The following is a 23,768-nucleotide window of genomic DNA, read 5'->3' on the forward strand; positions in this document are numbered from 1 at the left end:
GGGAAGCGACCACCCCACGGCCCGGTTGCACCCACCGACCCCGCAGCACCCCAGAGAGGACCACCCCATGACCATTGTCGTCACCGGCGCCACCGGGCAGATCGGCCGCCTCGTCGTCGAGTCGCTCCTGCGCCGCGGCGCCTCCCCCGCCGACGTCCTCGCGACCGGCCGCGACGCCGACCGCCTCCGCGCCCTCGCCGACCTCGGCGTCCGCACGGCCGTCGTCGACTACGCGGACCCGGCGTCCCTCCGCGACGCCTTCGACGGCGCCGACCGCGTCCTCTTCGTGTCCGGCAGCGAGGTCGGGCAGCGCATCCCCCAGCACACCAACGTCGTCGAGGCCCTGCGCTCATCGGGCGTCGGGCTCGTCGCCTACACGAGCATCGCCGGCGCCGACTCCTCGACGATGCAGCTGGCCGCCGAGCACCAGGCGACCGAGCAGATGCTCCGCGACGCGGGACTCCCCCTCGTCCTCCTGCGCAACAGCTGGTACCTCGAGAACTACACGCCGCAGGTGCCGACCTACCTCGAGCACGGCGCGGTCGTGGGAGCGGCCGGCGACGGCAGGGTCAGTGCCGCCACCCGCGCCGACTACGCGGACGCCGCCGCGGCCGTGCTCCTCGACCCCGACGCCACCCCCGGGACGGTCCACGAGCTCGGCGGTGAGGGCTTCACCCTCGCCGACCTCGCGGCCGCCGTCTCCGAGGCGTCCGGGCGCGAGGTCGCCTACCGCGACGTCACCGAGGACGAGCTCGCCGGCATCCTCGCCGGCGCAGGCCTCCCCGACCCCGTCGCCCGCGTCTTCGCCGACTCGGACCGCGGCATCGCCCGCGGCGAGCTGGAAGTGACGAGCGGCGACCTCGAGCGCCTCATCGGCCGTGCACCCACCTCGATGCGGCAGGCCGTCGCCGACGCCGTGGCGGCGCAGCCGTGACCCGGTTCATCATCGGCGTCACGGGCGCCACGGGCGCGGTGGGTGGCCTCGTCGCCCGCGACCTCGCCGCCCGCGGTGTTCCCCAGCGACTCATCGTCCGGGACGCCTCTCGCGCACCGCAGCTGGACGGCGCCGAGGTGGCCACGGCCTCCTACCGGGACGGCGACGCGATGCGCGCCGCGCTCGACGGTGTCGACGTCCTCCTGCTCGTCTCGGCGTCCGAGTCCGAGGACCGGATGAGCGAGCACGCGAGCGCCGTCCGGTCCGCCGCCGAGGCCGGCGTCCGCCACGTCGTCTACACCTCGTTCCTCGGCGCGGCGGCCGACTGCACGTTCACGCTCGGCCGCGACCACTGGGCGACGGAGAACCTGGTCCGCGACAGCGGGATGGCCTTCACGTTCCTGCGCGACAGCCTCTACCTGGACTTCCTGCCCCTCATGGCGGGCGAGGACGGCGTCATCCGCGGACCGGCCGGGGACGGCCGGCTCGGTGCCGTCGCACGCGAGGACGTCGCCCGCGTCGCGACTGCCGCGCTGCTCGACCCGGAAACGCACGCGGGTCGCACCTACGACCTCACCGGCCCGGAGGCGTTGTCCTTCAGTCAGATCGCCGCCACCATCAGCGAGGTGACAGGGCGGGAGGTCAGCTTCCACGACGAGAGGGTCCAGGAGGCGTACGCCAGCCGCGCTCCGTACGAGGCACCCGACTGGCAGCTCGACGCGTGGGTGTCGACGTACACGGCCGTCCGGGCCGGCGAGCTCGACGTGGTCACCGACGACGTCCGGCAGGTCACCGGAAGGGCGCCGGTCTCGCTACGAGAGCTCCTCTCCTACAGCTGAACCGGCGCCCCATCCGACGAGTTCGGCTGCGCCTCAGGCCACGCGGGTCTGCGGTGCGTTCTTCTCGGTCATCGCCGGGTCGCGCACGACGGAGTCGCCGAGCGCGTCGTCGATGGCCTGCATCGCCGACGGCTCGAGGGTGACGCCCGCCGCCTTGACGTTGCTCTCGACCTGCTCGGGCCGCGACGCACCGACGAGCGCGGCGGACACGTTGTCGTTCTGTAGCACCCATGCGATGGCCAGCTGCGCCATCGTCAGGCCCGCCTCGTCCGCGATCGGCTGGAGCTTCTGCACGCGGGTCAGCAGCTCGTCGTCCATGAAGCGCTTGATCATGTCGGCGCCGCCCTTGTCGTCGGTCGCGCGCGACCCGGCCGGAGGGGCCTCGCCGGGCTTGTACTTGCCGGTGAGCACCCCCTGCGCGATCGGGCTCCAGACGATCTGACCGATGCCGAGCTCCTCGCAGGCCGGGACGACCTCGGGCTCGATGACGCGCCACAGCATCGAGTACTGCGGCTGGCTCGAGATGAGCTGGATGCCGAGGTCCTTGGCGAGGGCGTGGCCCGCGCGGATCTGGTCGGCGGTCCACTCCGAGACGCCGATGTAGAGGGCCTTGCCCTGCCGGACGACGTCGGCGAACGCCTGCATCGTCTCCTCGAGCGGCGTCTCCGTGTCGTACCGGTGGGCCTGGTAGAGGTCGACGTAGTCGGTCTGCAGGCGCTGCAGCGAGCCGTTGATCGACTCCATGATGTGCTTGCGCGACAGGCCGGTGTCGTTCTTCCCGCCGGGGCCGGTCGGCCAGTAGACCTTGGTGAAGATCTCGAGGCTCTCGCGCCGCTCGCCCTTGAGGGCCTCGCCGAGGACGCTCTCGGCCTTGGTGTTGGCGTAGACGTCGGCGGTGTCGAAGGTGCTGATGCCGTGGTCGAGAGCGGCGCGCACGCACGCGGTGGCCGCCTCGTTCTCGACCTGCGACCCGTGGGTCAGCCAGTTGCCGTAGGTGATCTCGGAGATCTTGAGACCGCTGTTGCCGAGGTATCTGAAGTCCATCCACCCACAGTAGGAGGGGTCCGCCCGCGCGAGGCTCGACAGGTGCGGGCGGACCCCCTACTTCGACGGTGTCGTCGTCGGGGTGGCCGCGGGCGAGGACACCACGGTCCGGGCCGGAGCGGGTGGCTGGGCGTCCGCGGCGGCGCCCCCGCCGGCGCCGACGTAGAAGCCCAGCAGGCCGGTGAGCACAGCGAGGACGATGCCGAGGCCGGTGAACAGGCGCGGTCGGGTCCCGTAGAGGCCGGCCGGTCCGGGGACGGCGACGCCGTAGTCGTTCTCCCAGAACTGCCAGCCCTTCGGCGCCGCGGGCCACTCGGGCTCGGGGCGCCATCCGGGGTCGGGCACCCAGCCCTCGGGCATCGGCGGCCAGGTGGGGGGCGTGACGAAGCGCATGTCAGGCGGACGCGCGGCGCTCGGTGCAGCACATCGCTGCGAGGCGCTCGGCCAGCCCGGGCACGACCTCGAGGGCGACCGGCTCCATCGCCTTGTCCGCCCCGGCGGCGCCGAGCACGGTGCCCCGGCCGATGCGCCCGAGCAGCGACACGGCGTCGAGCCCGAAGTCGGCCCGGTGCAGGTCCTCGCGGGCGATCTCGGCGACGGCGAGCAGGCAGACGTCGTCGTAGGGGCCCGTGGCCGTCGAGCGCAGCACGTGGACGCGGACGGACCCCGCACCCGGCGAGGCGGCGAGCGCGCGACGCGCGGTCGCCACCAGCAGGCCGGCGACGTGCTGGCGGTAGAGCTCGGTGCGGTGGGCGGCCGAGGCACGCCGGATGGTCAGCGCGCGGTCGGCGGCCATCCGCACCTCCTCCGCCGGGAGCACGTGCTCACCGGGCGCGAGGACGGCGATCTCGAGGACGGACCCCTCGGCGCCGAGCGCCTTGGCCCGCGTGCCCGGCTCGCGGGCGAAGACACCGTCGACGTGCTCGGTGACCGTCGCAGGGTCGTTGGCGCACAGCGCCTTCCACCAGGCGTCCAGACGGCGCTCCTCGGCGCGCACCCGCTCCTCGGCGGCGCGGCGCGCGACGTCGATGTCGGAGTGGGCCCGGCGGCGCGCGACCTGGGCGGCCTGCCGGCGCTTGGACAGGTCGAACCACGGCACGCCGCGGACCGCGGCCTCGGCGTGCCGGGCGACGATCGTCGACTCGTCGACCCGGTCGGCGCGCGGCGCGCAGGGGCGCTGGGCCGGGGCGAACCACGAGCGGTGGACGGACGTCAGGGCGTCCTCGGCGTCGAGGATCGACTCGGCCAGGGCCGACGTCGCGGCCGACGCGTGGGTGAGGGTGAGGCGGCCCGCGCCGGGGTCCTGGGGCAGCTGGCGACGGGTGACGGATCCCGTCGTCGAGGGCACCGGGACGGCTGTGGAGGCCTCGCCCGCCGGGACGGGGACACCCGCCGACGAGCGCTGCGAGAACGTCTCGCGGAACGCCGGGCTCGACACCCGGACGCGGGCTCCGTCCACCGTGACGACTGACGTGCTCACCTGAATCTCCTTCGCGGGGTTCCGTCCCTCTGCTGGTGGAAAATTACTGACCCAGAGCGGTTCTCGACCGCCACTTGACCAACCCTTTAACAACCCGTGGCGCCCCCGTGACCGACACCGTTGTCACCCTCCACCGAACGGTCGAGGCCCTCCGTCCGTCCGTCCGATGGTCCGCGGCGGTCGGTCCGTGCTGGGCTGGGTAGTACGGATTCCGCACGCGTGGAACCTGCTCGTCCCGCCGTCGCGCAGGAGCAGGATGGTGGGGTGCGCGCGCTGTCGACGATGGTCCCGGAGAACCTCCGGTCGCTGCGTCACTACCCGCGCGGTCATCTCGCGGGCGACGTGCTGGCCGGCCTCCTCGTCGCCGCGCTGGCCGTGCCGCAGTCGCTCGGGTACGCGGCCGTCGCCGGTGTCCCCCTCGTGGTCGGCCTCTGGACGCTGCCGCCGGCACTCCTCGCGTACGCCGTGTTCGGCTCGTCCAAGGTGCTTTTCGTCGGGCCGGTGTCGACCGTGTCGGTGCTGTCCGGCTCCATCGTCCGGGTGCTGTCGGGGGGCGATCCTGCGGCGGCGGTCGGCCTGACGTCGGGGCTCGCGGTGGTCGCGGGGCTCGTGCTCGTCGTCGCCGGCCTGCTGCGGCTGGGCTGGGTCGCGCAGTTCCTCAGCGAGCCCATCGTCACGGGCTTCGTCGCGGGGCTCGTCGTCCTCATCGTCGTCGGCGAGGTCCCGGCCCTCGCCGGTCTACCGGCTCCCGTCGGCGCGCTCGGTGACCGTCTCGTGGCGCTCCTGCGCGGAATCGGTGGCTTCGACGGTCCGACGCTGGCGACCGGGGCGGTCGCCCTGCTCGTGCTCTTCGCGGGCCAGCGCCTCGCGCCACGGGTTCCGTGGTCGCTGGTCGTCCTCGTCGGCGGCGTCCTCCTGTCGCGCGGGGCGGGCCTGGCGGGTCACGGCGTCGGAACCGTCGGGGCGGTCCCCAGCGGCCTCCCCGTCCCCCGGCTGCCGGACGTGGACCCGCACCTCCTCTCCGGCCTCGTCACGGGGGGCGTGGCGATCGCCGCCGTGGCCGTCGCCGAGGGTCTCGCCGCGGTGCGACTCTTCTCGGCCGACGACGTCGACGCACGCACCGACGACCGCGAGCTCGTCGCCCACGGCGCGGCCAACCTCGCCTCCGGCACCTTCGGCGGGATGGGCGTCGGCGGCTCGCTCTCGAAGACCGCGGCCAACGCGAGCGCCGGTGCGTGGACGCAGCTGAGCGGGATCACCGCGGCCGTCGCGACCCTCGTCTTCCTCGTCACCGCGACCGGGCTGCTGGCCGACCTCCCGCGCACGGTCCTGTCGGCGGTCGTCATCCACGCCGTGTGGGGGCTGGTCCACCCGAGCGCGTTCGCCCGCTACCGGCGGTTGCGGCGCAACGACTTCGTCGCCGCCGTCGTGGCCCTCGTGGGGGTCCTCGTCCTCGGGCCGCTCAACGGGCTGCTCGTCGCGGTCGCCCAGTCCATCCTCGGGCTGGTCTACCGCTCGGTGCAGGTGCGGGTCGACGAGATGGGCCGCGTCGAGGACGAGAAGGCGGCGTGGGGGTCGCTGCGCTCGGACCCCACCCGGCGGACCTACCGCGGCGTCGTCGTCGTCCGGCCGGACGGGCCGCTGTTCTGGGCGAACGCCTCGACGGTCCTCGCCCAGGTCGAGCGGATGGCCCTCGACCGGCGCGACCGGGACCGCGGCGCCACGCTCGTCCTCGACCTCGAGGCGACCAACCAGATGGACGCCACGACGTGCGACCGGCTCGGGCACCTCGTCCGGTCGCTGCGCCGCAAGGACGTCGACGTGCACCTCGTGCGGGTGCTGTCCGACGTGCGCGGGGTGCTCGAGCGCTCCGGCCTGGTCGGCCAGCTCGGGCCGCACCACCTGTGGCACTCCATCGCCGCCGGCGTCAGGGCGGCACAGCGCGCCCACCGGTCGACCGACCCCTCCTGAGCCGGCTCGCCGACGTCGGTTGTCCACAGGCCGGCGGCGGTGCAGGGGCGGGGCGAGCCCGGACGCGGCAGTCTGTCGACCGATCGGCGGGAGGTCCGCCGACCGACGGAGGGGGCGCACCATGACCGGACCGAGGTTGACGCGCGGGCTCGTGCTCGCGGCGGCGGCAGCAGCCGTCCTGACGGCGGGCGCGTGCTCGACCTCACCCGCACCGGACCGCGGGGACGCGACGCCGGCGAGCACCCTCCCGAGCCTCAGTACCACCGCGGCACGGCCGCTCGGGCCGGACGACGTCCTCCCTGTCGCCCTTTCCGCCCTCCCTCCGCGTCGCGGTTGGGCCGGGACCGCCTCGCGACGGATGACGGCGGTGTCGGTGTGCGGCCCCGACCTCGGCCTGCCGGGGCAGGCCGACGGGACGGTCGTGAGCACCGAACGGCTGCCCGCTCCGGACGCCGGCTCCTCGTCCGCGGACCCGTCACGGGTTGCCGCCGGCGTCGTGGCGGTTCCCGACGGTGACGAGGCCAGGGCCCGGGAGGTGGTCAGCGGCCTGCAGGAGTGCGACGGCCGTCGTGCGGACGGCCGCCGCTGGACCGCGACGACGGCCTCCGCGGGTGGAGCCGAGGTGGTCACCGTGACCGGGGCGCCGAGCTCGTCCGGCTCGAAGGAACCTCGGCAGGTCTTCACCGCCGCGGTGATGGACCGGCTGGTCGTCGTCTGCGTCGCCACCGACCGATCGGCGTCAGCGGCCTCGCGCTCCTCGAGCGAGTGCCTCGAGGGAGCCCGGCTCGGGGTCGCCGCGGTGCGAGCGCCGGAACCTGACCACGGGTCGGTCGCCTCCGCCGCCGTGGTGGCGGCGCGGCTCGCGCCCACGAAGGCGTGGGAGGTCGTGACGGACGAGACAGCCGCCTCCACCCCCTGTTACGGCGACGCACGGCAGCCGCCCTCGGCGGGTGTCGTCGCAACGCGATGGTCCGACGGGTCGCTCGCCGGCAGGCCGGGTAGCGTTCTCGTCCAACCGTTCCCGGACGCTGCGAGTACGACCCGCGAGCTAGAGAGGTATCGCGAGCTGGCGCGGACGTGCCGGGGCGAGGTCGTACTCCACGAGGCGACGGCCGCCACGCCGGAGTACCGCGTCACCCGCCTGCCGGCGCAGGAGACGACGAGCGGAGGCGGGGGCGTCCGCTTCCCGAGCTTCTTTGGCACCCGCACGAAGCGGCAAGGCACGTCGCAGGTGACCGAGGTGTTCGTCGACGGTCCGCACCTCGTGTTCGTCAGCGGGGAGGGCGAGAACGACCAGCAGGCGGCGGCACGGGCGGATGCCGTCCTGGACGACATCCTGGGTGGCTGAGGTCGCCGTCCCGGCCGGTCTGTGCCGCAGCGGAACTCCTCGTGTGCTGATGTGACCGAGGCGACATCAGAATGCCTTTTCAACTACTACGCGTAGTAGTAGTTTCAGTGGTGCAAGACCACCCGGCACCACAGACCACGGGCCCCCACCCCGGGCCCACCCGAAGGGACGCGAACGACATGCGCAAGGCATTCGACAAGCTCATCTCCTGGACCGGCATCATCGTCGCCACGGTCCTCCTCGTCGCCGCGGGCCTGCTCACGTGGGCCTCGACCTTCGCCACCAGCACCGTCCACGACCAGCTGGCCGCCCAGCAGATCACGATGCCCGTGGCCGCCGCCCTCACGACGCCGCAGATGAAGGCCGAGCTGACGCAGTACGCCGGCCAGGAGCTGACCACCGGCGCGCAGGCCAAGGCGTACGCCGACTACTACATCCAGGCCCACATGGACGAGGCCTCGCAGGGCAAGACGTACTCGCAGGTGTCCGGTGAGTACATGGCCGCCCTCAAGACCGCCCCCACCGCGCAGGCCACGCAGGACCTCGGCCAGCTGCGCCAGACCCTCTTCATGGGAACGACCCTCCGCGGGATGCTCCTCAACGCCTACGCCTTCGCCACCATCGGTGCGATCGCGATGTGGGCCGCCATCGCCGCCTTCGCCGGCTCCCTGGTGATGTTCGTCCTCGGCGGCCTCGGCCTCCGGCACGCACACAAGGTGAACCTCGTCGAGGCCCCCGGCATCGAGAAGATCCACTCCCACGCCTGAGACCCCAACCCTGCCACGCGATCTCGACAACGAGGCCCCGGTCGGACCACCCGACCGGGGCCTCACCCTGTGAAGGGCAGCGGCTACTTGGTGAGAGCCACGTCCACACCATCAGAGAACGCCGAGTCATGGAGCTCGACCTTTGCCAGCTTGACGTTCTTCGGCACATCGAAGTAGACGCGCCCCTTGATGGTGTTTCCGGGGTTGATCTCCTCCAGCAGCACTTCGGACCTGTCGTCATAGATCGAGGCCTCTGAGTCCGCCGAGAACTTCCGGCCCTTGCTGTCATAGGCAATCTGGTTGTCCGCGAACATGGTCTGGGGCTCATCGCCGATGTTGCTAATCGAGACATCCAGCCGACAGAACTGCCCTTGGGCCTTCGTGTTGAGGTACTCGTTCCCCACGGACTTGATGCCGCAGGTCACCTTCGAGACAACGAACTCGAACTTGCCGTCGCGAACCTTGCTGCCGATGCGCGGACCGGCTGGCTTCGTCGCTGCAGGCTTCGGCTTGGCGGTGGCTGCGGGACTCGCTGAGGTCGTTGCAGCGGCGGCGGGGGACGCGCTGGGAGCAGGGCTGGCCTCGGCCGGCGAGCTCGTGGAGGTGCTACCGACTGCCGGGGTAGTGGGCTCATCGCCGCCCGCGGACCCGAGCGCACTGCCGAGGATGATGACACCAACGACCCCTGCGGGAATCATCAGACGCTTCTTCTTGAACCACGGCTTGCCCGACGTCGCGAAAGTGCTCTGCTCGACCGCCGGCGTGGCGGCGTCCGTGCCCGGAGCGAAGTGCTCGGTCCACTGGGCGCCGTCCCAGTAGCGCTGCCGACCGTCCGCCTGCGGGTACCAGCCGGCTGGTGAGTTCGTCATGTCGTGCTCCCTGTCTCGGACATCGAGAGACACGCATCGGCCCCCCGGGGTTCACGACAACTCCCCTGCGTGAACTCCGGCGACGGTACATAACCGCTGGCCGAAGAACCAGCCGCGACTCGCGGAATCGTCCGAACGACCGATGCCGGGCAGGGTGACGCTCGGCACGAGGACTGTCGGTGGGCGTCCCTACGATGGGAGGCAATAGGAGGGAGAGCGCCATGGGGGTCGCCGCAGGGGTCGCGAGTCGATCCGCCGCGGCCTCGGTCACGGCCTTCCGGACGTCCCTCGCCGACGTGCCTGTCGACGAGCTCGACGACCGCGAGCGCATCGATCTGCTGACCGAGCTCGAGCGGCTCAAGGGCGCCGTCGCGGCGGCCCAGGCCCGAGCCACCGACGCCTTCCGTCGCTCGCACGAGGCGGCGGCTCCCCAGGACGCTGGGCGCTCCGTCGGCTCGCAGGTCGCCCTCGCTCGCCACGAGTCCCCCACTCTCGGTGACCGGTTCGTCGGGATGTCCCGCGCGCTCGTCCACGAGATGCCCGCGACGATGGCCGCATTGACCGACGGCGACATCGGCGAGCGCCACGCCCTCGAGGTCGTCCGCGAGACGGCCACGCTCACCCACGAGGACCGCGCCGAGGCCGACCGCCGCCTCGCCGGCGTCCTCCCCCGGCTCGGGCCACGGGCCGCCGGCCGCGCCGCGCGACGGGTCGCTGCCGAGCTCGACGCCGCCTCCGTCGTCCGCCGCATGGAGGCAGCGGCCGCCTCCCGACGCGTCTCGGTGCGCGCCGCACCGGACGGGATGGCATGGCTGACCGTGCTCGCCCCGCTGCGCGACGCCGTCGGCGCCTACGCCGCGGTGCGTGCCCGCGCCCAGCTGGTCGTCGGTGGCGGGTGCGACGACGAGGCACCCGACGGGCGTGGCCTCGGCGCGGTCATGGCCGACACCGCCACGAGGCTGCTCGCCGGTCTCGCGGTCGGGCAGGTCCAGCCGGTCGAGGTCCACCTCGTGATGACCGACCGCTCCCTCTTCGGGACGGGCGACCCCGCCGCCTCCGTCGACACCCCGGCCCGCATCCCGGGGCACGGCTCGGTCCCCGCGCCCGTCGCGCGCCGGTGGGTCCGCAACGCCGGCGACGCCTCCGTGTGGCTGCGACGCCTGTACGCGAGCCCCGACGCCCGCGACCTCGTCGCGATGGATGCCCGCCGTCGGCTGTTCACCGGCCTTCTGCGCCGGATGGTCGTCCTGCGCGACGACGTCTGCGCCAACCCGTGGTGCGACTCCCTCGTCGCCCACGCCGACCACGTCCACCCCGTGTGCGACGGTGGGCCGACGAGCCTCGTCAACGCGGCGGGACTCTGCGCCCGGTGCAACCTCGTCAAGGAGTCGCCCGGGTGGCAGGTGGTCGTCGTCCGCGGGTCACCCCACGAGCTCGAGGTCCGCACCCCGACCGGGCACCGCCACCGCTCTCTGTCCCCGCCCCTCCTCGGATGGGGCTCCGACCCGCCACCCGACGACGAGTCCGTGCTCGAGGGTCACCTCGCCGCCCTCCTCGACGCCGCCTGACCTCCACGCTCTGACGCTCGGCCGTTCGGTCACCCCTCGCCACGGATGCCCGGCGCCCGCCGCGACGCGCTCCTAGCCTGTCGGGGTGCCGACCGGGGGTGACGACGAGCTGGCGCGCTTGGCGCGCGAGGTCCCGGCCGTGGCCGAGCTCCTCGACGAGCACGCCGCGGCCGGGGCCGTCGTCCCCGTCGTCGAGATCCCCAGCAGCGCCAATCGGCAGCGCGGCCCACGCACCCCGCTTCTCGTCGGACTGCTGCTCGTCGTCCTCCTCGCACTCAAGCTCGGCTGGTCGCACCTCGTCACCATCGCCGACTACCTCGTCAACGGCGATCCCACCTTCCGGGTCGGTGTCGGCGTCTCACCGGTCCCCTCCGCGGAGGGCGGCCGGATGCGCGCCGCCGTGCCGCTGCCGGACCCACCGGACATCGACAGCTACGCGTTCATCGACGAGGTCGACAGCGGCGAGCCGGTCACCTTCGACCCGTGCCGTGCCATCCACTACGTCATCCACGACCCGCACGACGTCGGTAACACCGGCCGCGACGCCATCACCGACGCCGTCGCCGAGGTGTCCGCGGCGACCGGGCTGGCCTTCGTCTTCGACGGCTACACCGACGAGAAGCCCTCGCCGTCGCGCACCCTGCGGATGCCCCAGTACGACCGGCAGTGGGCACCGGTGCTCATCTCCTGGAGCGACCCGGACGAGACCCCCCGCCTCGAGGGCGGCATCGTCGGGCTCGGTGGCCCGCGGGAGTCCGACCGCCCAGCCACCCGCCGCAGCTGGGTCACCGGCGCCATCGAGCTCGACGCCCCGACGCTCGGCAGGTGGATCCACGACCCGCAGCGCCGCGGGGACGCACACGGCGTCATCGTCCACGAGCTCGGCCACGTCCTCGGGGCCGACCACCCCCAGGCCGACGACCAGCTGATGAGCGCGACCAACGGGCCGGGCACCCTCCAGGACGGCGACCGCTACGCCTTCGCCAAGCTCGGCAGCGGTCCCTGCCTGCGGTGAGCGCCCGCCTCCGAGCCGGGGTGGCTACCGTGTGGGCGTGCACCGGATGATGCCCGCCCGCCAGCGGCCGACCCTCGAGCAGGTCGCCGCCCGCGCCGGCGTCTCGCGGGCGACGGTGTCCCGGGTGGTCAACGGCTCCCCGACGGTCGAGGAGGCGATGGCCGAGCGCGTCCGCGCCGCCGTCGACGAGCTCGGCTACGTCCCCAACCCCGCTGCGCGAGCGCTGATGACGCGCCGCGCCGACGCCGTGACGCTCGTCGCGGCCGAGGCGACGAGCCGCGTCTTCGGGGACCCGTTCTTCGCCGCCGTCGCCCGCGGGGCCAGCCAGGAGCTGGCGCGCTCCGGGCTGCACATGGTGCTCTCGATGGTGCAGACCGACCAGGACCTCGACCGGCTCGCCGGCTTCCTGCGCGGCGGGCACGTCGACGGCGCGCTCGTCATCTCCGAGCACGGCGACCACGACGTCGTCGGGCTCGTCGAGGGCTGCGGCATCACCGTCGTCGCCGGCGGCCGGCCGGTCGCCGAGCACCCCGGCGTCGGGCACGTCGACCACGACAACGTCGAGGGCGGCCGGCTCGCCGCCCGTCACCTGCTGGCGAGCGGGCGGCGGTGCATCGCGACCGTCGCCGGGCCGCAGGACATGACGGCGGGGACGGACCGGCTCGCCGGGTTCCGCGAGGCACTGGGCGAGGCGTTCGACGACGAGCTCGTCGAGGTCGGCGACTTCACGACGACCGGTGGCGCGCTGGCGACATCCGTTCTGCTGCAGCGCCGCTCGGACGTCGACGGCCTCTTCGTCGCCAACGACCTGATGGCCCTCGGCGCGCTGACGGCGCTGCGGGAGGCCGGGCGCTCCGTGCCGGTCGACGTGGCGGTCATCGGCTTCGACGACGCCGACGTCGCCGCGGTGGCCGCTCCCCCGCTGACGACCGTGCGCCAGCGCACCGAGACCCAAGGTCGGCTGATGGCCCAGCTCCTGCTCGAGCGTCTCGGCCGACCGGTGCCCGACCCGCTGCCGGAGCTGGCAGCGGCCGAGGCATCCGGGTCGGTCGTGCTGGGCGTGGAGCTGGTCGTCCGCGACAGCGCCTGAGCGGGAACCTGCTCGGCGCTGCCGCGGACGGGTCCGGGCTCAGGCGGTGCGGCTCACGGGTACTCGCTGACGTACGCCGGGGTGCCGGTGTTGCTGTTGTCGACCTGGCTACCGACGTCGTTGACGACGTGGCGGGTCGTGCCGGCACCGAGGTTGACGGTCAGCAGGTGGTGCAGCCGTACACCCGGCGTGGTCGGCACCTGGAAGCCGTGCTCGGTGACGATCGACGGGTTGTTGCGGTTGTAGACGTACGACCCGCCGCCCCAGAGCTCGTGGGTGCGGACCTTCGGGGAGACGACGTAGCCGGCGTAGCCGAGGGTGCCGTCGGGCTGGGCCCAGTCCGCTTGCGTGGGCGGGTCGTAGGGAAGCTCGTTCTGGTAGAGGACGGTCCGTCCACGTTCGCCGTTCCAGATGGTGTTGTGCTGCTGGAAGTGCTCGACGAACAGGCCGGTCGCGGTGACGTCGTCCCCGTTGACGATCAGGCCGTTGGTGCCGGTGTTGACGGCCCAGCGCTCGTCGTCACCGAGGAAGCCGCCGGTGAAGTCCTCGACACCGTGGTCGGCGCGCCACACCCAGGTGTGGTCGACGAGGACATGGTCGGCGTCGATCTGCAGCGCAACCTTGACCTTGCCGATGTGCGGGCCGCCGACGCGGAAGTAGACGTCGCTGAGGGTCAGCGGGTCCTTGGCGCTCGAGCCACGACCGGAGCGGTCGCCGCCCTTGCCCTTGTCGTGGTCGTCGACGTGGAGGAGGTTGCGCGACAGCGTGGTTCCCGCGTCGATGGTGACGCCGGCGATGACCGTGCCGGCACCGTCGGCGACCTCAAGGGGCGTGGCGCCCTTCTGCGCGGTGAGGGTGGCGTGGCCCATCCCGAGGACGACCGTGCCGGGGCGCTTGACCTCGATGCTGCGGTCGACGTCGTAGATGCCGGGGGTGAGCAGCAGGTGCTGCCCCTTCGCGAGCGCCTTGTTGATGTCCTTGACCGACTCGCCGGGCTTCGCGACGTGGAAGGCGCTGAGCGGCAGCGTCTTTCCGGGTGTCAGGCCGTTCTCCCAGCTGCGGCCGCGGGTGTCGGTCTGTGCCGACGGCACGCGCACGGCCCAGCGGGTGCCGTCCATGAACAGGTACGGCTTCTCCCGGCTGACCGGCGTCGTCTCGAGCGTCGTGTACGGCGGGTTCGGGAAGGCGCTGTCGTCGGGGGCGCCCTCGACGCCGGCGAAGACCTGGTTCCACACGCCGTTGCTCCAGCTGTCGACAGTGCTGTTGCGGGTCAGCCACTGCTGCTGCGAGCCGTTGATGACGGTCTCGGCGGAGGTGTCGGCGATGAACCCGCCGCTGGCGTACTGCGGCCCGGCGGTGCAGTAGTCCATCAGGCTGAGGTTGCCGCCCTTGACGGCGACGCGGCGCATCGAGACGGCCTGGCTGACGGCCCAGAAGTTCGCCGACTGACGGCAGCCGTCCTGGCCGGTGCCGTTGACGTCGATCGTCAGGTTGCTCAGGGTGCGCCAGAAGTTGTTGAGCGCGATGCAGTTGCTCGTGCCGCCGTCGTCGAGGCAGCGGTTGTAGACCTCGATCTTGCCGATGACGTGCACGTCGTCGGGGCTCGCGCCGAGGCCGGCGACCTCGGTGTTGTAGCCGACCTTGAGCTGCAGCGGCTCGGTGGCGGTGCCGTAGGTGCCGGGCTTGAAGAGGATGCTCCAGCGGCCGGTGCCCATCTCGTCGTCGGTCTGGGCGTTGCTGATTGTGTCCACTGCGGCCTTGATGTCGGCCGTGGCCATGCTCGGGTCGAGGACGAGCACCTTGCTGCCGAGGTCGAGGCTCAGGGCCGGCGGCTTGGGCTTGGCCGGCGCCGCGGCGGCGGGCGCCAGCTGGGCGGCCGTGCCGGTGAGGGCGAGGAGGCCGGTCACGACGCCGGCGACGGCGCGGCGGGTGGCTCGGGTGGTCCTCGCGGGCGGGGGTGAGGTCATGTCGCAGTCCGTTCGCGCCGGGGCTCGCTCGTCGGTGAGAGAGCGCTCTCTGACGCGTACCCAACCACACCCCCGCTCCCCCGACAACTCGTGGCCTGCCCGGCGTGGAACCCTTGACGACGGCTTGACCGAACCCGTCGCGGGCCTGTTAGTTCAGCTGAGGATGCCGTGCCGCGCGTTCCGGGCCTGCGCACTGGAGCGCGCATCCACCATCGACCAGATCCGCACCACCTGGAGCACGATGAACCCGATGAAGACGACGGGGAGCAGAAAGTCCTGTTCCACGTCGCCCCAAAGGAGACTCTTGCGGGACCCTTAACACGTACGCGGAATCACGACCTGCCCACCTCAGAATTCTCAATAGCCGTGCGTTGAACGGCTGCATCTCAAGGCCCCAGAATGATCAAGCACGTCTCCCACGGTGGCAATCAAATCAACGGGGTGCCATCAGGAGAACGCCATCTCGTATCAGGGACACCACCTCCGTTCACCCGGCTGGATCCCAACGCTGGCACACATCGGTTATGAGGCGAAAGCCGTGGCGCTGTGGCCTGTGGCCTAGACCTTCTTCTTGAGGCCGCAGGTGGTGCACTGCAACCAGTTTGTGCTGATCCGTTGAAGTGTGTGCGTACCGCATTCCGGGCACAGATGTCCCTTCGCCACTACATCTCTCCATTCGTGAGTGAGTCATCACACAGGATGCGTGACGAAAGTGGTCTATTTTCGGCCCCACCTCCGGGGGGCGTCTCCGGACTCATATCAATTCAGCGGGACGCTGTGCGGACTCAGGCGGGCTTGCCTCTCCTACGTGGCCAACAAGAGGACGCCCGATTACAGGTCCTCGAAACTGGCCTGGTCGAACTTTAGCGTTCTCGCATTCTCCGAGATGGTGCGTACCCTGCCTTCGTTGAAGCCGTCGTCGTCTGTCGCCTCGATTTCGATTCTGACGGTGACGCGAGTGTTCTCGCCTGAGCGCAGATGCGCGAGCACCTCGTCCGCGACATTCTTGAAGTCCAGCGCGATCTTGTCAGCATGCAGAGTCTTCACGGCGAAGAAGCGGGTCGGCCAGTGAAGGTCCGGCGGAGACGGCGGCTGAGGCCCGGGGCCCGGCGAGGGCGACGGCCCTGGACCGGGACCGGGCTCGGGCTCAGGGCCCGGGCCGGGTTCCTTACTGCGCTGCTTCTGTGCGACATCTGGACGCACCAGCAAGAGCGAGTCTGTTGCCACCGGGGCGCTCTCCCTGTCGCCCGGAGTCCAGAGCCCGATGTAGCGTTCCGAAGCCTCGTCGTAGCCCGCGGCAAGAGCGAACCCGTCTGTCTGCCAGATCATCGGCAGGTCGAGGATCCCCGCGTCCAGAACCGAGCGGTCGCGCAGTCGCGGCATGTACGGGTATTGCGAGTACAGCCCCCACAACGAGCCCAGTGAGACGTGCCCGTCCTTCCAGATCTGCGGGATCCTTCCGATAGCGAGTCGGATGGTCGCCGCAGCCTGTCGCGTGGAGAGATCACCATCGTTGCCGAGGCGCCGCGAGACGCGCTCAGCGAGGGCGTCGGATTGACCCTCGACCCTGGTCTCCTTGATCAGAAACGGGGCGCCCGGGTCGGGCTGGGCCGGGACGAGGGCCCAAGTAAAGCTCTGCAGTAGCCGTGCCGTGACTGTCTGGTCGGCCTGAGCCGCCCTCTGCGATGCCTGGTTCTTCTGGTTCTGAGTTAGATCGAGGTCGGCCTCATTCGACAGAACGTGCTTCCAGCCGAGGTAGTCGCGGGTCGCGTTGTTGAGCTCCTCGAGTCGCGCCTCGTCCGCTGCGAGATAGACGAGGGCGTTGCGGTGCGTGCGGTTCGAACTTCCACGGTGCTCGATCGCCTTGTGGGCGAACTCCTTGGCCGCAGATTCAGCGTTGCGCTTGTGCGCAACCTTCGGGTGCAGAATGACCAGGCGTGCCTCGTCGCTGTCGGGGATATCGGCGTTCGACTCGGGGCAAACGTGGACGCCGGCGAAATCGCCCCGCTTGCGACCCTGGTCCTGCAGCCGTCGCACGATCTCGGCCCAGACATCTTCCTTGTGGAGGCGCTCGGCCTGGTCTTTCGCCGTACGAGTGATATTGGCCTGGACGTCGTACCAATACTTGCCCGACCCCGAATAGAAATACGTGGCGCGGTCGCCGAGTTGCGTCAGTGCGGAGTAGAAATTGCCTGGGATATCGCCAGGAATGGCGGTCCCAAGAAACACCCGCTGAGCGCCGATACCTTTGTGCACCGAGCCCGGTGCGATCGTCGGGGCCGCACCAAAGAACACGGTCCGCGCAAGGCGCTTGGTGAGCGCCCGTTGGCCGAAGAGCGGCTTCTCCTTATCGATGCGTGCGGGTTCGGAGTTCGAGCCATCGACATCGGCGTCGATGATCGGCTTCCACGAGTCTTGGAGATACTGAGTGAGTTCGGAGTTCACGTTCGATGTCGCGAGCGGGATCGACGCTGGCATGATCAGCGGCGACTGGTCTTCGCCGGTCCACAGCGCGTGGATGACCGTACTCATCAGCCGCAGGACGCCGCGGGTCCGCTGGAAGCGTTCCAGCGACGACCACTCTTCGTAGAGGGTGTCGAACAGTTCGGGGTGAATCGGGTACGTCTGCTTGATCCGGTTCTCGTAGGCTGCGTCGCGTGCCTCGCGCGGGAAGTCGTCTGAGAACTTGCGGTACATCTCGACGTACGCCCGGGCGGTCGCACCGATGGCTGCCAGGGAGGCAGCGTCAGGCTGCTTGAAAAGCCGCTGCTTGACGATGTGGTAGGCCTCGTCTGACGACGCGGGGCGCCACTGGTCGGCGACGCGGCGCACGACGTTCTGCAGGCGCTTGAGTGCTTCGAGTCCGTTCTGACCGCCGACCTCTTCGGCGTTGCCGACGACGATCTTGTCGTTCGCATCTCCTGTTTCGGAGGCAGGGATCGAGATGGCGAGCAGCACGCCCTTGGTGCCCTTGACAGCTTCGGTGAGGGACTGGGCGAAGGTGAACTGGTCGTCGAACGTGCCCCCGGCAAGATCATCGCGACCGACCAGGGAACGGGCGTAGGCGACCCACTCGTCGATGAGGATGACGGCGGGCGCGTACGTGGCGAGCAACTCGTGAAGAGCGTCGCCAGGATGAGTCCGGTCTCGGTCGGCCTTCGCAACGAGCGCATACGCCTCGGGGCCCCCGAGCTGCCACGCAAGCTCGCCCCAGATGGTGTTGACCTGAGTGCCATCGTCTTTCGCCACGCCGGACGGGCTGAAGTGGTTACCGACGATCGCGACCCTGTTCACATTGGTGGCCGAGTACCCGTTGGCGGTGAGAAGCTCCTGGGTCTCCTGCGGGAAGTTGCCGACCGGAAGCCCCGCGGCGACGTGCCACAGCGACAGCATCGAGTGGGTCTTGCCGCCACCGAAGTTGGTCTGTAGGTTGATGACCGGCGAGGCGTTGTCGTCCCCCGCGAGCCGGCGAACGGCTCGGCCGATGAGGTCACGAAGCCCCTCGGTCAGGTAGGTGCGACGGAAGAACTCGACCGGGTCCGCGTAGTCGGCGTCGACCTCGCCCCCCGTCGCGACCTTGTAGAGGTCCGCAGCGAACTCGGAGGCGTGGAAGTTGCCGGTGGCGACGTCGTCATGCGGCTGAAGAACCTCACGCCAGGGCCGGAGGCCGGCCGCCTCAGGGTTATCGACGGCTGCCTTCAGGACTTTCTTGTCGTCCTTATCGGCAGTGACGCGACGCAAATTGAGCCGAACGCCGCGGACGTCGTCTGCTTCTTTGGCGGCACCAATCAGCTTGAGGAGTCGCTCGCCGGTGTCAAGGGCACGGTAGGCGTCGTCGTCGGTAAAAGTGCCATTGTGGGCCCACTGGTTGCGCACTTCGCGAAGCTCGCTGGCGAACGTCTCCCCGGTACGCCCGATCGCCTGATTGAAGGGGTACCACCCCGGCTTGAAGCCACCGGTGATGTTGCCTTCGGTGAGGATCCTGAACTGCACCTGCGGGTCGCGGGCGTCGTACGTCTTCGTCGACGGAGCGCCGTTCTTGCTGTCCTTGGCCTCGACGAGCTTCGTCCAGACTGCACCGAGCGCGGGGTCGCCCTGCCCGACGACCGTCGCGATGAAGTCATCGAGGGCAGGCGCGAGCACCTGGAACATGCGGTCGATGCGGTCGCGGTTGCTGAGGGCCATCAGTCTGTCTCCGTCGCTTCGTCGTCGATGAACTCGTCTGGCTCGAACCGAGAGGAGTCCTCGTCGGCGAAGCCTTGGTCGATGTCGCGCTGGACGTTCTTGCCTATGGCGGCCTCGACGAGGCGGCACAGCGACTCGCGGCGCGCCCTGAAGTAGCCGTGGAAGTCGTCCGTCCGCAGCAGGTCGGCAGGGACAAGGTGGGTCCCCAACAACTCGTCGAGGCGCTGCGACTTCAGCTGAGCGCGGGACTCGATCACCTGCAGATACAAGGACGGGGCTGCGCCGCCGATGGTCCGGTTGGTGCGGGCGCTGATGGTCGTCTTGTTGATGATGCTCTCGCGGTGCTCGCCATCGACCCCGGTGTCGTTGCACCACTTCTGCGGGAAGATGTGATGAATGTCGACAGCTAGGTCGACGTACTGCACCTTGTCGAGCGCCTTGTCTTCCATCCAGTCACGGGCACCGCCCGCGAGGATGAGCGCGGCGATGCCCTTGTAGGCAGCGGCGTTCCGGGTCCGCAGCGAGTGAAGGCGCGACTCGGTGAAGTTGGCATCCTGAACGGTACGCGGGACAGGCTTCGTCTCGTCCTGCGCCCACGGCGGGACCATTTCGATATCGCGCGCGAACCGAGATTCGATCGCTGATCCGTACAGTTCGCCCAGCACGCCGCACCAGTACCAGCGAATGAGCCGCTCGCTCACACCGATGAGATCAGCGTCTTTGCCGAGGACGACCTTGATGGCAGCCAGAGGAACCAGCTGCTTGGGGTACGGCACGTCACGAGGAGCGAAGATGTGACGGTCGGCGAGGAAGGTGGCCGCCCAGATGAAAGCCTCGCGCAGAGGATCGCGCCACTCCAGGTAGTCCACCAAGGTGAGTTTGAGGACGTCCTCGCGCTTGGCAGAGATTGCGGGCGGACGGTCGGACGTGTCTTTGAGGTTCCGCTTCCGGGTGGTGAGCATCGTGAGGGCCTGCAGGAAGTCGGTGTTCTCCACTGCCGCGAGGACGGGATGGGACGACCACTTGAGCTGGGTCTCCTTCCAGTCATCGTTCAAGCGGAAGTCCTCCCCCGACTGCTCGTAGTAGCCGGCATCTCCTGCGAAGACAGCAGTGAGAAGCTCGAAGACGTTCAGAGGCAGTCCACCGATGTTGACCTTCTCGAAGACGGTCGCAACGGCTGCCTTGTCGGTGCCCTCGTCGAGAACGATCGCCGGGATGTCGTAGGTCGCGGCGGGCTTGATGAACTGCTCGTGGAAGCGTTTCCCGAGCTCTCGGTCGTCGAGTTCCAGGATCCAGCTCATGTAGTCGCCGTAGAGCAGGTGAAGCGGGAAGTACCCGTGCTCCCGCTGCTTGTCGTGGTCGCCCAGGTTCAGGACCACATCCTTGCCAAAGTTGGTACGGACGACGCCGTCGACCGGGATGCTGATGACGGCCTCATCGACTCGGTTTGAATTGCTCAGCGCCGTTTCCATGTGCATGAGGTAGCGGCGGTCGAGCAGCTTGCCGCGGCTGTCCTTTGTCGCGACCGCACCATCGCCGCTGAGCGCCTGCGTGAGTGACGTCAGACGCTGCTGGCCATCGAGGAGGAGGAATTTCGCCTCCGTCCCCGCGGCCAGGTCGACGCCCTCGACCGCGCGCGGCTTGAAGCGGACGAGCGTGTTCCCCGTCTTCAGCAACATGACCGCGCCGAGTGGGTGGCCACGCAGAACCGTCACGAGGAGCTGCCGGATGCGCTCGTCCTCCCACTTGTACCCGCGCTGGAAGTCAGGGAGCTGGATCTCCCCTGACCGCGTCCACGTCAGGTACTCGCCAAGCTCGTACATCGGCGTCAGAAAGCCCACGTCAGTCGTCCCCCCTGTCGAAGTCGAACGCTGCCTGCGCGACAGCAGGCTTCTTGACACTCCTGGCGGCGTCGAGGATCTCCGGCCAGCTGGTAACCAAGTTGTTGAAGCTGAGTGCGTCCTTCGTCCACCCGTTGCCCTCGGCGATGCGGAATAGGAGGTGCGCTAGTTCCTTCACGAGATCTGCGTCGACGGCGTTGTCCGGTCGCGTGAGAGCAGTTTTCAGGAACTGGCCGGCCGGCGCTATGCCGTCGCGTTCCAGCACCTTAATCAGATGGTGCAGCGCCTCCCAGTTGCTCGTGTGCGTGTCTTTGAGAACGGAGTAGTCCCACGAGAGATCGGCCGGCTTGATGAGTTGAACGTTGCCCGCCCGGCTGGTGAGGACCTCTTCGCGGTCCATGGTGTCAACGCTCGTGTTGCGAGCGCGAGCCAGGCTGTCCGCGTCACCGAACTTCCCGACGCCGTACCCGTACTGTCGATACCACGCGATGGCGAAGCGTGAGGTCGTGTCGAAGTCCCCCTCTTGCTCGTTCAACACCTGATCAAGGATCTCGTTTATTCGCGCTAGTGCTGCCCGGACAGTCATCCTCTTTCCGTGTGGCTCGAGCACCGCAGAGTATCGGCTAAATACAGCCATTCCCGGACCAATTGCCGCTTGCGGAAGATCGACCGGTGCAATCCGGCCCTGCTGCAGCTTACGTAAGGCGTCCGGGAGTTCTCCTTCGAGGGCCGCGATGAACCCACGGCGGTCTGTAGTTGGCGCCGCCTCACCTCTGGGTCGCAGGGACAGTACAATTGACGAAGCGAGCGCGTTCTTGCCGCTTGCAATCATCCGGTTGCTGAGCTCTGAGCGGCTCGGCCACGTGGACGTGATCTCCCATCCACTCCGGATCATGCCCTCGAGCAGGGTCTCCCAACCCGTGGATGCCTCGCCAGACTCGTCGCTATCGCTCTGCTTGAAGGCATACCAGACAGTCATCGGGTATTCCCTCGAGGCCGATTCTCGCGCGCGTGCGAATACGTCCCGGAATCCATCCTCGAAAAAACCACGAGCCCCTTCGCGGCCGCCATGTCGGTACGGATTCGCAACGAGCTCGTCGGCCTTCGGCACGAGCATTGTTGACATCAGCGCCGGGTGGATGTCTCGAAGAGACCTGCGGAGCCATACGTAGAAGAAGTCCGATAGATCGGAGTACCCAATGTTGTCGTAGTACGGAGGGTCCGTGCTGATGACGAAGTTCGCGTACGACCGCGCCGAGGCGTCGGCAGTCTCGGCATGTCCGGCGACGCCCTCAGTCGGAAGTCCGGCGAGCGCTTCGGCCGTCCACGAAACAGCACCACGCCAGCTCCCGGTCCCGTCTGCGAACTGATTCGGCTCGACGAAGTCCCAAGTCATCGGTAGCGCCTGGCGAGCAAACGTGTTCCGTGTGCTCTCACGCCCCAAGAACCAAGTGACGATGGTTGAGCCGCGGTCGGCGACCTTCGAGAGTGCCATTGCCAAGTACGTGGCGACGGCGTCGGCGTACTCACGTGATCCGCCGTCTGAAACAACCCTTTCGTGCACGTCTTTCACAAGATCACTGAACGTGGCTAGTACCCAGAGCTGTCGGTGGGTGAATAGGTCGGTCCACCTGTCAAACCCATAGATTCGAATTGTTTGATGGGTCGAAGGGCTCACGCTGTGGTCAGGCATTGTCTGCACCGGAATGTCTGGCGGCTCGGGGACATCTGCAGCTGCGACGTGGGACGCGGTAGGGGCGAGGTAAACACGCTGCCGGTTTCCCTCAGCGACAATTGCCATCAACTGATGCGACAATCGTCCAACTTGACCTTCGGCTCGAACATACTTGAGGTCGACCGAGGCCTTGCAGGCGATGCAGAACGCGCCACTTCGGCCGACGGTCCCGTCGGTTGCTGGTGTGGGTGCGCCGCCTGCGCCCTCGCCGATGGAGAACTCGACCCGCTGCCCAGAGGGATGCTCTGGTGCTTTGACGACCCGGGGGACGACGTACCGCTCGCTCCCCTTCTTGTTTCGAAGCCACCACGAGCGTACGAGCGGCATTTCGATAGCGCACGCCGGGTTCGGGCAGGCAACAGTCCGAGCCCACATCCATGCGACGACCTTCAAGCGGCGTCCGTCGGGAGTGGTTGCCGCTGGGAACATGTGTGAGAGCCGCTCCGCAGCGCGGTCCCGCATCCACTCGCCGTACGCTCGGACGTCGGCTGCAAGCCCCTCGAGTCCCTGCCAGGTCGGGATCTCCGCTTCCGTGACGCCGGGAAACAGCGGAGCTCGGCCACGGAGCCCCGACGGCAAATCGATCAGTGCCTTATTGATCAGCACTGCGACAGGATTCAGGTCAGACCCGGTGGCCTCAAGGCCGAGCCTCTGTGCTTCGAGCGGGATCGTTCCGCCGCCTGCGAAAGGATCGAGGAGCGCGGGAAGATCACCACTCGACGACTTTCGAATTTCTTCGCAAGCTTCCGCGAGCAGCCTCTGATTGCTGCTGTTGTCCCAATTGGCAAGGCGCTCAATCAGCTGGTGAAGGCGATCACGCTCGAGACGCTGCAACTCCTCCGTTGGAAATTCGTCCGGACGGGACGAAGGATCATCGACAAGCTGCGCGAAGATGACCGCACGCGCTGCAGTATGGGGCCTCCGCGCCCACCACAGGTGCAGAGTCGACGGGTGCCCGTGCTTGATGGACTTTTCCCGGGCGGACTCACGGTTGATCGCCTCCAGCGGCAGAGCCACCTCGATCAGCTTGCGCTTGTGCACTAGTTCCTCAACCCTCCGGGCCCGCGGTGACGGGCGAACCTCGCCGCCATGCGGCGCGTGATTGCGTACATCAA

The 23,768-nt window shown here is 69.3% G+C and carries 17 protein-coding genes; 8 read left to right on the plus strand and 9 right to left on the minus strand.

Translation table 11 applies throughout. The features are described 5' to 3' along the window. Nucleotides 1-67 precede the first annotated feature (67 nt). Together LG324_RS14325 and LG324_RS14330 are read left to right on the plus strand one after the other, a co-directional pair. Nucleotides 68-934, plus strand: coding sequence for an SDR family oxidoreductase (locus LG324_RS14325; protein WP_404348925.1), 867 nt, complete (start codon nt 68-70; stop codon nt 932-934). Further along, nucleotides 931-1,773: an SDR family oxidoreductase gene (locus LG324_RS14330; RefSeq protein ID WP_404348928.1), complete on the plus strand. Its 843-nt coding sequence runs from the start codon at nt 931-933 to the stop codon at nt 1,771-1,773. Before LG324_RS14325 ends, LG324_RS14330 begins: the two co-directional genes overlap by 4 nt. Before the next feature lie 33 nt (nt 1,774-1,806). On the opposite strand, the gene LG324_RS14335 is transcribed toward LG324_RS14330, so the two are convergent. From LG324_RS14335 to LG324_RS14345, 3 genes are read right to left on the minus strand one after another with little or no spacing between them, the layout of a single operon-like run. Then, nucleotides 1,807-2,817, minus strand: a complete 1,011-nt coding sequence (locus LG324_RS14335; protein WP_404348930.1) for an aldo/keto reductase family protein — start codon at nt 2,815-2,817, stop codon at nt 1,807-1,809. 57 nt (nt 2,818-2,874) lie between these two features. Further along, nucleotides 2,875-3,210, minus strand: coding sequence for a hypothetical protein (locus tag LG324_RS14340; RefSeq protein ID WP_404348932.1), 336 nt, complete (start codon nt 3,208-3,210; stop codon nt 2,875-2,877). A gap of 1 nt (nt 3,211) precedes the next feature. Continuing rightward, nucleotides 3,212-4,297: a hypothetical protein gene (locus tag LG324_RS14345; protein ID WP_404348935.1), complete on the minus strand. Its 1,086-nt coding sequence runs from the start codon at nt 4,295-4,297 to the stop codon at nt 3,212-3,214. Nucleotides 4,298-4,561: 264 nt separating this feature from the next. Between LG324_RS14345 and LG324_RS14350 the strand changes: the two genes are divergently transcribed. From LG324_RS14350 to LG324_RS14360, 3 genes are all read left to right on the plus strand, one after another. Further along, nucleotides 4,562-6,268, plus strand: coding sequence for a SulP family inorganic anion transporter (locus LG324_RS14350; RefSeq protein ID WP_404348937.1), 1,707 nt, complete (start codon nt 4,562-4,564; stop codon nt 6,266-6,268). Between the two features lie 358 nt (nt 6,269-6,626). Beyond that, the gene (locus tag LG324_RS14355; RefSeq protein WP_404348939.1) at nt 6,627-7,616 is read left to right on the plus strand and encodes a hypothetical protein; all 990 of its coding nucleotides are present in this window, start codon (nt 6,627-6,629) and stop codon (nt 7,614-7,616) included. 179 nt (nt 7,617-7,795) lie between these two features. Then, complete coding sequence (locus LG324_RS14360) at nt 7,796-8,383, plus strand: hypothetical protein (protein ID WP_404348942.1); 588 nt, start codon at nt 7,796-7,798, stop codon at nt 8,381-8,383. Nucleotides 8,384-8,466: 83 nt separating this feature from the next. Here the strand turns inward: LG324_RS14360 and LG324_RS14365 are convergent, their stop codons facing one another. Continuing rightward, nucleotides 8,467-9,252: a DUF4352 domain-containing protein gene (locus LG324_RS14365; RefSeq protein WP_404348944.1), complete on the minus strand. Its 786-nt coding sequence runs from the start codon at nt 9,250-9,252 to the stop codon at nt 8,467-8,469. A 221-nt stretch (nt 9,253-9,473) separates the two neighbouring features. Between LG324_RS14365 and LG324_RS14370 the strand changes: the two genes are divergently transcribed. The 3 genes from LG324_RS14370 to LG324_RS14380 all read left to right on the plus strand — a co-directional run bounded on the left by LG324_RS14370 (nt 9,474) and on the right by LG324_RS14380 (nt 12,925). Continuing rightward, nucleotides 9,474-10,820, plus strand: a complete 1,347-nt coding sequence (locus LG324_RS14370; protein ID WP_404348947.1) for a DUF222 domain-containing protein — start codon at nt 9,474-9,476, stop codon at nt 10,818-10,820. 85 nt (nt 10,821-10,905) lie between these two features. After that, complete coding sequence (locus LG324_RS14375) at nt 10,906-11,835, plus strand: hypothetical protein (protein ID WP_404348949.1); 930 nt, start codon at nt 10,906-10,908, stop codon at nt 11,833-11,835. Nucleotides 11,836-11,881: 46 nt separating this feature from the next. Next, a complete protein-coding gene (locus LG324_RS14380; RefSeq protein ID WP_404353153.1) occupies nt 11,882-12,925 on the plus strand; it encodes a LacI family DNA-binding transcriptional regulator in 1,044 nt (347 codons plus the stop codon). Nucleotides 12,926-12,978: 53 nt separating this feature from the next. Here the strand turns inward: LG324_RS14380 and LG324_RS14385 are convergent, their stop codons facing one another. The 5 genes from LG324_RS14385 to LG324_RS14405 form a co-directional block, all read right to left on the minus strand. After that, complete coding sequence (locus LG324_RS14385) at nt 12,979-14,892, minus strand: glycosyl hydrolase family 28-related protein (protein ID WP_404348951.1); 1,914 nt, start codon at nt 14,890-14,892, stop codon at nt 12,979-12,981. A gap of 153 nt (nt 14,893-15,045) precedes the next feature. Then, nucleotides 15,046-15,177: a hypothetical protein gene (locus LG324_RS14390; protein WP_404348953.1), complete on the minus strand. Its 132-nt coding sequence runs from the start codon at nt 15,175-15,177 to the stop codon at nt 15,046-15,048. Between the two features lie 546 nt (nt 15,178-15,723). Further along, the gene (locus LG324_RS14395) at nt 15,724-19,077 is read right to left on the minus strand and encodes a DUF499 domain-containing protein (protein WP_404348956.1); all 3,354 of its coding nucleotides are present in this window, start codon (nt 19,075-19,077) and stop codon (nt 15,724-15,726) included. Next, nucleotides 19,077-20,918, minus strand: a complete 1,842-nt coding sequence (locus tag LG324_RS14400) for a DUF262 domain-containing protein (RefSeq protein WP_404348958.1) — start codon at nt 20,916-20,918, stop codon at nt 19,077-19,079. The genes LG324_RS14395 and LG324_RS14400 overlap by 1 nt, the downstream gene beginning before the upstream one ends. Nucleotide 20,919: 1 nt before the next feature. Beyond that, nucleotides 20,920-23,694 (minus strand): DUF1156 domain-containing protein, encoded by a 2,775-nt coding sequence (locus LG324_RS14405; RefSeq protein WP_404348961.1) that lies wholly within the window; start codon nt 23,692-23,694, stop codon nt 20,920-20,922. Between the last annotated feature and the right edge of the window lie 74 nt (nt 23,695-23,768).

It is taken from the genome of Phycicoccus jejuensis (assembly GCF_044797865.1).
Lineage (GTDB): Bacteria > Actinomycetota > Actinomycetes > Actinomycetales > Dermatophilaceae > Phycicoccus > Phycicoccus jejuensis.

What these genes read in the sequence shown, in the direction of transcription:
- LG324_RS14380 (WP_404353153.1), top strand. Translation starts at nt 11,882, where the DNA reads ATGATGCCCGCCCGCCAGCGGCCGACCCTCGAGCAGGTCGCCGCCCGC.
- LG324_RS14335 (WP_404348930.1), bottom strand. Translation starts at nt 2,817, where the DNA reads ATGGACTTCAGATACCTCGGCAACAGCGGTCTCAAGATCTCCGAGATC.
- LG324_RS14325 (WP_404348925.1), top strand. Translation starts at nt 68, where the DNA reads ATGACCATTGTCGTCACCGGCGCCACCGGGCAGATCGGCCGCCTCGTC.
- LG324_RS14365 (WP_404348944.1), bottom strand. Translation starts at nt 9,252, where the DNA reads ATGACGAACTCACCAGCCGGCTGGTACCCGCAGGCGGACGGTCGGCAG.
- LG324_RS14385 (WP_404348951.1), bottom strand. Translation starts at nt 14,892, where the DNA reads ATGACCTCACCCCCGCCCGCGAGGACCACCCGAGCCACCCGCCGCGCC.
- LG324_RS14395 (WP_404348956.1), bottom strand. Translation starts at nt 19,077, where the DNA reads ATGGCCCTCAGCAACCGCGACCGCATCGACCGCATGTTCCAGGTGCTC.
- LG324_RS14360 (WP_404348942.1), top strand. Translation starts at nt 7,796, where the DNA reads ATGCGCAAGGCATTCGACAAGCTCATCTCCTGGACCGGCATCATCGTC.
- LG324_RS14355 (WP_404348939.1), top strand. Translation starts at nt 6,627, where the DNA reads ATGACGGCGGTGTCGGTGTGCGGCCCCGACCTCGGCCTGCCGGGGCAG.
- LG324_RS14370 (WP_404348947.1), top strand. Translation starts at nt 9,474, where the DNA reads ATGGGGGTCGCCGCAGGGGTCGCGAGTCGATCCGCCGCGGCCTCGGTC.
- LG324_RS14340 (WP_404348932.1), bottom strand. Translation starts at nt 3,210, where the DNA reads ATGCGCTTCGTCACGCCCCCCACCTGGCCGCCGATGCCCGAGGGCTGG.